This window comes from Bradyrhizobium sp. CIR48, assembly GCF_014198315.1.
Classification (GTDB): domain Bacteria; phylum Pseudomonadota; class Alphaproteobacteria; order Rhizobiales; family Xanthobacteraceae; genus Bradyrhizobium.
In genome coordinates, this window is the sequence record NZ_JACIHG010000013.1 from 118084 (window position 1) to 129755 (window position 11672).

Here is an 11672-nt window from a genome sequence, read left to right on the forward strand (position 1 = left end):
GTTGCAGGATTGCGCGACCATCCAATGGTGCTCCTCTTTGGAGAGTGAATAGCATGGAGTTTGACTACATTGTCGTAGGATCTGGGAGTACGGGATGTCCGCTGGCGGCGCGCTTGATCGAGCGGAAACAATCGGTGCTGTTGCTGGAAGCCGGGAAGAAGGAGCGTTTCAATCTGTCTCATGTTCCGGGTGCGCTCGTCTATACGATCGGGAACAGACGGTACGATTGGGCTTACAAGACAGAGCCTGATCCGAGCAGAGGTGGCGTGGTCGAGGACTGGCCCCGTGGCAAAGTGCCGGGAGGCTCATCTGCGATAAATGGGATGATTTTCATCCGCGGCGCTGCGCGGGACTACGACGCCTGGGAGGCGATAGGCAACACAGGATGGGGATGGAAGGACGTGTTGCCGTACTTCCGAAAAATGGAGACGGCCGATGAGGACAGAGACAATCATTTTCGCGGTGGGCTCGGGCCTCAACGTGTTTCGGCTTTACGTTGGCGTCATCCGATCTCTCAAGACTTTATCGACAGCCTTCAAGCCGCTGGCATTCCCTTCAATGAGGATTTGAACGGTGCCTCGCACGAGGGAGTTGCCTGGAACGAGGGATCAACGCGCAACGGGCGTCGGCTTTCGGCCTTCGAGGCTTTCGTAAGGCCAAAGCTGTCGGCAACTCATCTGAAGTTCCTGGATGACACCATTGTTCGCCACATTCTGTTTAACAAAACGCGCGCGAGCGGTGTTGCCGCCACGCATCGCGGACAAAACGTTGATTTCGTCGCAAGAAAGGGTGTCATTCTTTCCGCGGGCTCCATCAATTCCCCGCAACTATTGATGCTTTCCGGTATCGGTGATCCCCGCCATCTCACAAGACATGGCATCATTCCCCGTGTGGAAAGTCCTGAGGTTGGACGGAATTTGATGGAGCACCCGGGACTGTATGTCCTTGCCGAACTCGACATCGAGACCGCAAATGCGCTCTCGCATCCGGTAAGGGGAGCACTCGCTTTGGCGGAGTGGGTCTTCAAACGGTCGGGCTTCATGAGCGTGCCTACGGCGCAAGTCCTCGCCTTTCTCAGATCTACTCCCGAGCTTGCTGAGCCGGATCTGCAATTTCACCTGTTCCCGTTCGGCCTCACCAAAGAGGATGGAAGACTGAAAACGCCGAGAGCTAACCTTGTGACCATCCTGGTGAACGTCAATTATCCGAAAAGCGCGGGCCATCTCGAACTGCGATCGAACGATCCTCGCGCTCCGATGGCGATCTTTCCGCGCTTGCTTGAACATCCAGACGACTTCGAGGGAGTTATGCGGGGATTGGATTGGGTCCGGAAGATCTGCTCTATGCCCCCGTTCGGCTCTCATGTCCTAAAGTTTTGCGAAGCGCCAGCATCGGGAGCCGGACGGGAAGCTGACGAAGCCTACATTCGCAAAGCAACGGTCCCCTTCTTTCATCCGGTCGGGACTTGCCGCATGGGGGCAGACGATGGAGCGGTTCTCAGCCCTTCTCTTGAGGTGAGGGGCACCGAAAACTTGTGGGTCGCGGACGCCTCCATCTTTCCTCGTCATATCGCAGGGAATACCAACGCGACGTCTATTATGATCGGAGAGAGGGCAGCAGATCTCATCCATCCGTAAGTCGTTATTCCGTAAATCCAAATTCGAGAAAGTCCGTGGCGTGCTTCTGTGGTGGCCAGGATAGGAGGGATGGAACAAGCACGCATGCATTTGACATCTGTGCTCACTTAGGATCGCATGACCACGATCGTGCGCGTTATCGTAATTATGTCGCGCGCCAAGGAAAACTGCCTCCTCATATTGCCTCAGATGACAATGTTACCGAAGCGCACCCTCCTGAATCAGCTGCCGCGAGTCCGGGCAGGCCGCTCGCGAAGCGCGCCCTCCAGAGCGCCGCAGCGAGCGGCTTGCGGTGAGTCGGCGAAAGAACCTGTTGGGATTAGATAACAAGACACGAGGTTTGGACCGATAATGTGATTTCTGCGCTGCTGATGAGCAGTCGAACGGCCTTTGATCGCCAATTCTTCACCAATCGCTGCACCGTACTCCGCTGATGGTCGCTGAACCGACCGGGCGCATCGGCTTCTCCAGCCGGGAGAGAAGATCGACCGCGGACAAGTGCGGAGCCGCGGCAAGCCATTCCTCGATGATGGGAATGTAGGGGTCGAGCATCGATGGCCGACGTCGCACAGGCTTGCGCCGCACATAGCGGCGCCGATGAATATCCGCTGCTCACCCTGTTTCCAACCATCGCCGAGCTCTCGAGCAAAGGCCGCCAAACGGGATCATCGCAACGAGCCGCTTACTGCAGAGCCGGTCAGAGGCGTCCCATAGCACAATCAGTGCAGCGCGAATGGAGGCACCGTAGGTCCGGCCTCGCCGCCGCGGCACGGCCGAGCCCGATGTCCCTCCACTGACAGTGCTCGGATCGCGTGCTTGTGATGCCACGCCCTGCCGGCGCAAAGCTCGTCTAGGATCCGTCCCTTCTCGAGCCGCCCGCCCGATAACGCTCCGCCAGTGCTGATGTAATCTCGCGCTTTGCACGCATGCTGATCTTCCCTGCCATAGCCGCCACCGAACTGATCCGGCAGCTCCCGCCCCACGCACGACAGGAAAGTTGTCCGGTAACATTTTTTGGTGAGGCAATGCGGCCGCGAAGAGACCAAGCGGCCATCCTCGGCTCTGTCGAAGAGGGCATACTCCTCAAGCGGATCGTGCGTCGCACCTGGCGCGACAGGTGGTCCGCGGCGAACAGACTAATGTGTTTGAGGCCTGCCAAGCTTGGTTGGATCAACTTGCCTGGACGAGCAGTAGGCGTGGGGGTTGCGGCAACGGAGCGGAACTTTGGCGCCGTTTGACAGGGCTTGGCTTCCGAGGCTCGCTCCGCGTCATTAGCGAGTGGGCGACTCGCGGGCGACGAGCGCCAAGCACAAAACTTTCAGAGAATTCCGCCCGCCAGAACAATCGCTCGCCTCACGACGATCAGATGGGACTTGCGGACTAAGGCGGAGACCATGATCGCCGCGGCGGTTGAAGCTGATGTGCCGAGCCTGGCCGAGGCTCGCGAGATCATCGCCGATTTGCCATCTGCTGATCCGCACCAAGACCGACGCGGGCCTCACCCTTGGGTCGAGCACGCCCGCGCAAGTCTCGTCGCCTCGTTCGCCAGGGGCATCGCAGGAGCTAAGCGGCGGTCCGAGCGGCAATCACGTCGCCCTGGTCGAACGGAACCCAAGGATGGATCATGCGCCGACGGCGATCAAATCTAATAGTCGGCTTATAGCCAGTGATTTTACGCCCAAGCGCATGGCATGCTTTGCGCATGAAAACTCGTGCGCTTTTGGCTTGGAATGTGCGTCGGATCCGGGTGAGCCGTGGTATTTCGCAAGAGAAATTGGCTCATGAGGCCGGCATTGATCGCTCCTACTTGGCCAGTCTTGAGCGCCAATCGAAAAATCCGACAATTGATCTCCTCGAACGCATCGCTGAGACCCTGGGCGTTCAGCTATCCGAATTGTTTCGGCCTTCCAAACGCGTGACCACCAAGACCTTTCCCAAAGGTCGCAAACCGGCGGCTCCGCGTCGTCGGAACGGATAGCTGTCATACGTCATTGGACGACTGTGTTTAGACGACGCGACTTTGCGCGAGCCTTCGGACTTCAGGCTGCACTATAGGTAACCGCCCTCTCGTATACCTTTGCGTGGTGTAGCTGGCGGCGTTGGCGCTCACCGGCACAAGCGGGGCAGAACAGCTAGGGATAGCCGGAACCGACGGTCGAATCATCACACATGTCGTGATGGTTGCCAGCGTCATAATGGGCGTGCTGAACGGGGCACTTATTGCTGCTTCAGCATCGCGCCGATGAAGCGAATGATGCGTCTCTAGTTGCGCACAGCCGGCTGCAAGCGCGTGTTCTGCGAGAAGAAAAGCGGCGCCGGCACGACCGCACGTCAGCCCTCATAACTGACTAGAAAAACCACCGAGTATTAAACGACCGCCACACCTACGGCCCCTCCGCCGACGCGGCGATATTAATCTTGAGATGGCGTTCGCATCGTGCGATGCTGTCCTCGCTGCGCAGTATTTGTGCGTCTTGCGTCGGTTGGTGCGGGAAAGCAGCGGCGTTTTGACGGCCGATATCGGAGCGCCACAAGTTGCTTTATCCGCCGATCGCTCCCGGGCGGCAAGGCTGCTGATTGCGCCGGCCAAGCGCTCCGCGAGACAGAGCGGAATGTGAATTTCGGTGAAATAGACAGCGGTCCGCAAAGGACAGTGTGGACGCGGCCCTTGCGTTGCGGCCAGTGTATTGGGATCGAATTGGCGCGGGCGAGACGAAGGAAGTCCATTTTGGCAAAGCAAACCAGGTTCGCGATAGGAGTCGCGACTAGCGGCGCTTACCTCGAGGGAGGGCCACAAGAAGTCGCTGGCGGCTCGCCGTGAGGGGCACATTGCCTGGCTACGCCGCGCAATCATGAACGAAGGCGGAAGAATCGTGAGATTTCCGTTGTCCGGTCGGCTGCGAAACGATATCGGCTTGACCGAAGACCACACGAAATCGACGTCTGATCGAATTGACAAGATGAGGCGAGATCATGTGGGGTGGCTTTAACTGCGCCGGCGCGGCGTGCTTGCAAAATCCCGACCATGAGCGGGAATGATGTCGCGTTTCCCACCGGCAAGAGGGATGATAGGCATAATCATTACGGTCGATGCGATCGAATTAGTCACGGCAACACATGCCATTTGGGGTGCGCTGAACCTCGGCAAAGATCGCCAATTCCGTCTATACTGGCTGCTGCTGTCGGTCGCCGTTAAGGCAAGGATCAGCAAATCTCACCTAATGCTTCCTCAAATCCTTCTGCTTTCGCATGTAGTAGCCCTGCTCCTGAACGGCAAACCTGATCTCTTCGCTGACGCTGCTGACGCGTCGTTTCCTCTTGCGCCATTTCCCGACCGCGCCGTTGACAGGTAATGGCGAACCTTGCGTGACGACCAGCAAATCACGTTTATCATTTAGGTACACGTCGAACATGATCAATCTCTATCTGAAAAGACGTTGTCGCCGCAAAGCGGATAATGCATAGCGCGAATGGCGGGGGCAACATTTTCGACGATATTCACCCTCGCCTAGTCGCGAGGTGCAAGTAATGGCGATGGAAGCCGATTTCAGAAATGCCCAGTCGATCGCAAAAAGCCCGTGGTGGCGTTCTCGGTTAGTCAGAAGATGGAGATGCCCACGGTTAGGCGCGCTAGGCGATCAGCACCTGTGGCAATCTTGAGCGAGCATCTGCTGTCGTTCAAGCTCGAAATGTTATCCTTTGCCACCGCACCTTTTCGGCGGGGGCCGCACGCATCGCGACCGCAACCATGATTATCGCCGTAGCTCACGATCGTCTGCACGTAGATAAGTCATTGTCGGCCTTCGGCCTCGATCGGGCAGCGTGACTCGTTGCAACGGATCTGCTATGCGACGCGCATCATGGCAGCAGTTCCGGAAGATCCGTTTCCCGAAATACCCTCGTCGCAGATGATGGCCGAATGGTCCGGATCCGCGGCGAGGAGCCCCTCCCGACATTCGTGGCCTATGCCCGCACTACGAGCCAGCAATCGAGCTATCCCATTCTTTCATGACTGAGCGCAATCGAAGCCTCGATGGGCTCCGCGGCGTCGCAGTTCTGCTGACGTTTCTGGTCCACTACGCAGGCACATACATGGCGACGTTCCGCGGCGGAAATCCGAACGTCGTTGCTTGGGCCGGCTGGCGGCAGCCCTTTGACAAGGTGCTGTATTGGCTGTTCCACTCGCATCACGGCGTCTATGTTTTCTTCCTCCTGAGCGGCTTCTTGATCGCGAAAATCGCGAGCGGCGAGGGTTTCTCTTACTGCAGGTTCGTGCGGAATCGGATGCTGAGGATTTATCCCGCGTTCCTGCTGGCACTGGTGCTGTGCCTGGCGGCCGGACCTCTGCTGGGTATTCCGCTTCCGAGCCTGCGCGATTTCGTCTTCAACCTTCTTTTCCTGAATGGTGTCCCGACGCTTGGAGTGACGGGCATCGTCTTCAACAACGTCAGCTGGTCTCTATTCTATGAGATGGTGTTCTACCTCAGCTTTCCGTTGGTCCTGACGGTCGGGCGCCTGCTAAGGCTGCCGGCAATCGCCGCCACCGCGCTCGCTGGAGTTGTCTTCGCCTACGGGCCCGCCCTTGCGGGAATGTACTTCGAGTTTTTCGTGTTCTTGTTTGCCGGTGCGATCGTGGGACTGCTGGCCCCGAGCGGGCTCCGCGCCGTTGCCGTGACATTCCCCGACTTCGTAGTGGTGCTGCTCTATTGCATTGCGACCAGCATGATGACCACGGGATATCTGAACACGGCGCAGTTTGTCTGGCTGTTCGCGGGGCTAGGCGCGCTTTTGCTGTGCAAGGCCGTCGACGGCGAGGGCTGGTTCGCCCGCACGCTGGCCTGGCGACCGCTGGCAGCGCTGGGGCGGATCTCCTACTCGTTCTACCTCTTGCATTCGGTCGCGCTGGCTGCGCTGTTCGCGCTGTGGTGGCATCTCGCAATTCCGGCCCTCGGGGACGCCGTCAACGTTGTGTACCTCGGGATCGTCGGCTTCGCCGGCGCCGTCGGAATTGGTCTTGTATCCTTCCGGCTCGCCGAGCAGTTCTATTTCAGGCGGCGCCAGGCGGTTCCTGTGAGCGCTGCGTTTCCCGTGGACGCCAGCGCTCAGAGCGTAGCGTAGGCATACTCGAGAGTTCAACACCTGGAGGGCCGCTCGCGCGAGCGGCCTTTTTATTCCTCTGACCACGGGTTGCACGACTCTGGAAAGACCCGCTATGGTTATTCCCGCAGGGGGCGGGTGCAATGCGTGAAGCGGGGGGCGGCAGGCTGGGCGAGCTCGAGGTACTGCGGGCGGTCGCCATCCTTTATGTGCTGGTAGAACACATCAGCACTTTGTTGCCGGGACACGTCGATACGATCGAGCCGTTCTTCTACGGTGGCGTCGACCTCTTCTTCTGCATTTCAGGCTTCGTGATCACGAGCGGCTTCGCTGCGAGCATTACCGCCGCCAGGGCTACGAATAGGTTCGGCCGCGCGGTCGGCGCGTTCTATATCAGGCGCGCCTTTCGTATCCTGCCGCTGGCTGGGGCCGCGTTCGTTTTCACGTTGGCGGTTTCGGTGGCTATCTTCGGTGCTGGCCCGGACCTGCTTGCGCAGTCGAGGGCCGATGCGCTCGCCATCCTGTTTAATGTGCAGAATCTGCACTACGGACTATGCGTACAGTCGGGGGCGGCCTATTGTGGGCAGTTCGGCGTCTACTGGAGCCTCTCTCTCGAGGAGCAGTTCTACCTTGTGTTTCCGTTCCTGTTTCTCCTCCGGCGCCGGTACTTGGTCGTGCTGCTGCTTGCCGTCGCCGCTCTGTTCGCCTGGCTGCCACGAACCACAATGGTGTGGATGGTGCGGCTCGACGCAATTTCGCTCGGCGTCCTGCTCGGCTTGGCGAGGGGCTCGCTCGGAGCCATCGAGCCCACTTGGCTCGGCGCAGCGCTGCCGCGCCGCGTGTGCACCCCCTTACTCTTGATCGCGATGGTGGCGGTGCCGTACCTGAATGTGCCGAGCTTTCCGATCGTGGTGAGTGCGATCTGTCTGGCGCTCGTGTTCGTCGCTTCGTTCGGCAAGGGCTACCTCGTTGGCGAGAGCCCCCTGCGGGCGCTGCTGATCTGGATCGGGCAGCGGTCGTTCGCGATCTACCTGCTGCACCAAGCCGTTTTCTGGATGGTCAGTCACACCGGCGCGGTTCTCATGCCCCCCTCCTGGCAGCTCTCGCTGGTCTCGATCGCGGCTGCCGCGGTCCTTTTGGCGGTCATTGCCGACATCAGCTTCCGGCTGCTCGAGACGCCGCTGCGGCTAGTTGGCAAGGGCATCGCCGATGCCTTTGCGATGGGCGAGAAGTCTCAACCGGCCGCCGTCGCCCCAACGTAGCGGCCTAGGCGCGGTCCACTCTCACTATTGATGCCTGATCGCGCTCCCACGTTGGCGCGCTTTTGCGTTGCCGTCGCGATCAAGTCGCACGGGCGGCTCTGATTTCATTTCCACACCAACCGAAAGGACTGACCATGGACGTGCTGTCGATCGCAGCCGGCCCCTGGCGTCCTATTTCCTCTATCTCTGCGCCACCAAGGGCTTGCCGGTCGCGTGGTCGTGGCTCGAGGCCAAGTGGAATGCCGGCAAACCGGGGCCTGGCATCATCGAGCAGGACGTCGCCGGAGCCAGGTTTCGGTTCGCTCGAGAACAGCTTTGCGCTGATCGAGGGGCGAGCTCAAAAAGGTAAAAGCCTGCCGGTGCCGGTGGTCGAGGGCGCGAAAACTGTCGGCCGAGAAGCATGGATGCCGATGGTCAAGCGACCGCTCTCGCCGCGCGAGTCGATCTTGAGGCGAGCCGCCATGGCTTCCGTATCACCTACGATACGCGGGCGGCATCGAGAAATTCCTGACCTTCGATGGTCAGCGGAGACGGGTGATCACATCAAAAAGCTGCGCCGATCCACTGTCGTGCGCAGAATCTCGGGAGCGAAGGCGGGAAAATCGGGGAACCTAAGCATTCAAAGCCGGTAGCATGCCAAAAAAGGAGGGCTGTTGGAGGTGCGCCTCTCTTGTGGGCGAGACTTGGGGGCGCTCCGACTGAACTGGGCATCGAGGAAGTCGTTCAGAGGGCGAAGAGTTCGATAGGAGGCGTTCGCTCCTCGGCCCTGATGGGAGTAGCCCTTCACATTTCGTTGGGTCTTAACAGTTGAGACATTACTGCCCTTGACACGCCTTTCGCCATGCGAAGCTTGGAGGAGACGCCCTGACAGGCGACCTATTGAGTTTTCAGATGCTTGATCTCCACCGGCGAAGAGCCGCTTTCCGTCAGTCCCATTATCCTCCGGAGTACTTGGCCACCCCGGTGCGAATTCAATCGTACGAGCGGCGTTAGGGTTGAGCTTGTTCCCCGCATTTTTGAGGTCTGGCCTTGGTGAGAATGATCCGTTTTGCTTTAGTCGACACTACCACTTGCGTCGCGCAGGAGCTTCCTAAAGAACCCCTCGGCGCCGGGGATCAATCGGCCCATGCTTCCTAAGCCGCGATTCAATGTAAAAAATGCGATTCTGGCGAGCCTTCCCCTGCAGGATCTCGCGGCGACAGGTCGGTTCCTAGAGCCCATTGCTCTGCGAGAAGATATGGTTCTACAAGAGCCAAAAAGGCATATCGATTACATCTATTTTATAGAATCGGGCCTCATCTCGCTCAGGATCGTCGGGGCGGAAAGCATGCTCGAAAGCGCGGTGATAGGACATCGTGGCGCGGTGGGCGCTTTGCTCCCGGAGGGGGGACATTTCTCGGCCCATCAATCCCTCGTGATTTTCCCAGGAAGTGCTCACAGAATCCGCGTCGAGGATTTGCGTCGCTTGATGGACGAGCGCCCGGAGATTCAGGAACATCTTTCTCGATACGTTCAAGCGTTGAGTTTCCATTGCGCTCACTCCGGATTGTGTGGTGTTCGGCACGACCGTGAAAGGCGGCTCGCTTCTTGGTTGTGTTTGGCAAGTGATGCTGTTGACGCCAACGTGCTTCCAGTTACGCATCACTACCTTTCGTCCGCCTTGGGATTGCGCCGCGCCGGCGTGACGCAGACGTTGGTCCGCTTCGAGGAGCAGGGGTTGATACGCAAGATGCGCGGCGTCCTCCAGATCGATGAACGCAAGTGCCTCAAGCAAAGGGCATGCAGCTGCTATGGTCTCATCTCAGATGCTTATGCTTTGCCTGGATCTATGACATTCGGAAAAGCGTACCACGCTAAAACGGTCGCCGTGGGCTGACTTGCTTCTTCCGCTGATGAAGCGATGAGTTGTCGACGGCGGATCCTGCAAATCTTGTGCGCTTTACGATCCCTCCGGCAACTCCGACGCAGATGGCGTAGGTCCATCCTTGCGTAAAATCAGAAATATGGGAATTGACCAGCGAACCAAGAACATTTTGTGCGAGTGCAGCGAGCCCGAACCAGGCTGCCGCACCGGATCCGCCAAACATTCTCGCGTGTGCAACCCACATACCATAGAGCATAGCCGCGCCCAGAGCGCCAAGCTGCAACGCAATCCTAAAGGTCTCATTATGGGGGTTGGCTACACGGTTGATGTCCGAGTCAGTTCCGGTTGCGGTGTAGTGTTGGAACATATCTGGAATCGATCCGGTGCCATGACCTATAAACGGAGCTTGCTTGATAAGCTGCAGAGACGTTTGCCAATATGTAACTCGTTGTCGGTTCGAAATAGCATTTAGTCTATTGTCGTCCGCTTCAAGGCTGAAGGCGGACTGCAAACGACGCTCCAGATAAAGAGATGAATGCCAAGTTGCTAGAAACAAAACAGTCCATATGGCGCAAACGCCAAGGGCGCTTTTCCAGCCGCGTCGGATGCTGAAGAGAAAGCACAGGACCGGAATTATAAACAGGGCGGTTCGCGATGTTGCGACAAAGCTCAAATTTAGAAGGAAAGCCGCGATCAAGCACAGTTGGCCAGCCAGCAACCATATCCGCTTTTCGCGCCAGGCCGACACTGCCAGCTCAAGTAGCAGGAAAATCGAAAGCACGAAAAATCCGCTTTGGCTAATGTAGTCCTTTGCGACGACTCCAGGGGTCTTTCCGCTCGTGAGACTCCTGTCGAGGAGGATGGATATGAATGAAGCTATCAACAGCAGTACACAGCCAGCCAGAAGACCGTACAGTACGCGCCAGCCGCGGTCAGAATGCTGAAATTGGACGAAGAGCAAGGGGATCGCCAGTAACTTCAGGAACGGTCGCAGGCCAGCGACCCGGGCGCTCCAGTCGATGTCGGCCCACAGCATGCCGATGACGGCGAGCAAGACCAATAGGAGCGGCAGGCAGCCTTCGGGCGTGAGAACTTCCCTGCGCACTTCCCTAAACCGGAGCGTCGGTAGAACTGCCAGAAGCCATAGGATAGCTAGAATCGACGTGGCAGACGTGGAGAGAGGTAACGAAAAGGCCAGCGCGACCGCCAAGTGGTCGGCAATATTGAGCATAGATTGGCGTTCCAATCGAGACCAACGTGAACTCGCTTTAGCATGGATTAGCATGAGCCGCCTCTTTCGCCGAGCACCAGCGAACACGCCACTTTGTGGCGAGCAGCTAAAGCCGTTGAGGCGCAACCGCGGACTTCGGTCGACATGTTGGATCGCATGAACAGCTTTCTAAACCAACAGCCGCAAGCCGCCTGAGCTTTACGGACTGTCACTCATCTCCGAGCCGATGGATGAAGGAGAGGCGATCATGTTTTCAGATGAGGGGAAGCTGCCTAACCCGAAGTGTCGCTCGTCGAGTAGGCGGCCAAGAAGTATGGCATCAACTTTTCGAAGATTTCGGCGCCGTGCCTCTTAATTTCCCAGGTGAGGGCATCGTCGAAGCCGGGGGCGTGACGATGGATGGTATGCCTATCCGCTTCAACCTTGATACATGTTCCTTTGAGGACAATCCAGCCGACCAATCGATGGCCATCCCAGTCAACCGGACCGATTTTCTCGCTCATCATTGTCTACCGAATATTATGTCATGGCGGTGCAGCCGGTTGAGACACGATCTGGCCGCCTGCGGTACCTGGCGCTCG

General features: G+C 58.3%; 8 protein-coding genes. 5 read left to right on the top strand and 3 right to left on the bottom strand.

Going from position 1 to position 11672, the window contains the following annotated elements:
• The first annotated feature begins 53 nt into the window (after nt 1-53).
• Both GGD66_RS33495 and GGD66_RS33500 read left to right on the top strand, forming a co-directional pair.
• Nucleotides 54-1637, top strand: coding sequence for a GMC family oxidoreductase (locus tag GGD66_RS33495; RefSeq protein ID WP_183260864.1), 1584 nt, complete (start codon nt 54-56; stop codon nt 1635-1637).
• A 1702-nt stretch (nt 1638-3339) separates the two neighbouring features.
• Nucleotides 3340-3615 carry a helix-turn-helix domain-containing protein gene (locus tag GGD66_RS33500; protein WP_183260866.1) on the top strand — a complete coding sequence of 92 codons (276 nt, stop codon included), beginning with the start codon at nt 3340-3342 and terminating at the stop codon, nt 3613-3615.
• A 1240-nt stretch (nt 3616-4855) separates the two neighbouring features.
• Here GGD66_RS33500 and GGD66_RS33505 read toward each other — a convergent pair.
• Entirely contained in the window at nt 4856-5050 is a 195-nt protein-coding gene (locus tag GGD66_RS33505) for a hypothetical protein (RefSeq protein WP_183260868.1), read from the bottom strand.
• Nucleotides 5051-5645: 595 nt separating this feature from the next.
• On the opposite strand from GGD66_RS33505, the gene GGD66_RS33510 reads away from it, so the two are divergent.
• The 3 genes from GGD66_RS33510 (at nt 5646) to GGD66_RS33520 (ending at nt 9872) form a co-directional block, all read left to right on the top strand.
• Nucleotides 5646-6755 carry an acyltransferase gene (locus tag GGD66_RS33510; protein ID WP_183260870.1) on the top strand — a complete coding sequence of 370 codons (1110 nt, stop codon included), beginning with the start codon at nt 5646-5648 and terminating at the stop codon, nt 6753-6755.
• Between the two features lie 122 nt (nt 6756-6877).
• Nucleotides 6878-7996, top strand: coding sequence for an acyltransferase (locus tag GGD66_RS33515; protein WP_183260872.1), 1119 nt, complete (start codon nt 6878-6880; stop codon nt 7994-7996).
• Nucleotides 7997-9122: 1126 nt separating this feature from the next.
• Nucleotides 9123-9872: a Crp/Fnr family transcriptional regulator gene (locus tag GGD66_RS33520; protein ID WP_183260874.1), complete on the top strand. Its 750-nt coding sequence runs from the start codon at nt 9123-9125 to the stop codon at nt 9870-9872.
• On the opposite strand, the gene GGD66_RS33525 is transcribed toward GGD66_RS33520, so the two are convergent.
• Nucleotides 9850-11091 (bottom strand): O-antigen ligase, encoded by a 1242-nt coding sequence (locus GGD66_RS33525; RefSeq protein ID WP_183260875.1) that lies wholly within the window; start codon nt 11089-11091, stop codon nt 9850-9852. The genes GGD66_RS33520 and GGD66_RS33525 overlap by 23 nt on opposite strands.
• Before the next feature lie 272 nt (nt 11092-11363).
• The gene (locus GGD66_RS33530; protein ID WP_246789113.1) at nt 11364-11594 is read right to left on the bottom strand and encodes a hypothetical protein; all 231 of its coding nucleotides are present in this window, start codon (nt 11592-11594) and stop codon (nt 11364-11366) included.
• Nucleotides 11595-11672: the final 78 nt, after the last annotated feature.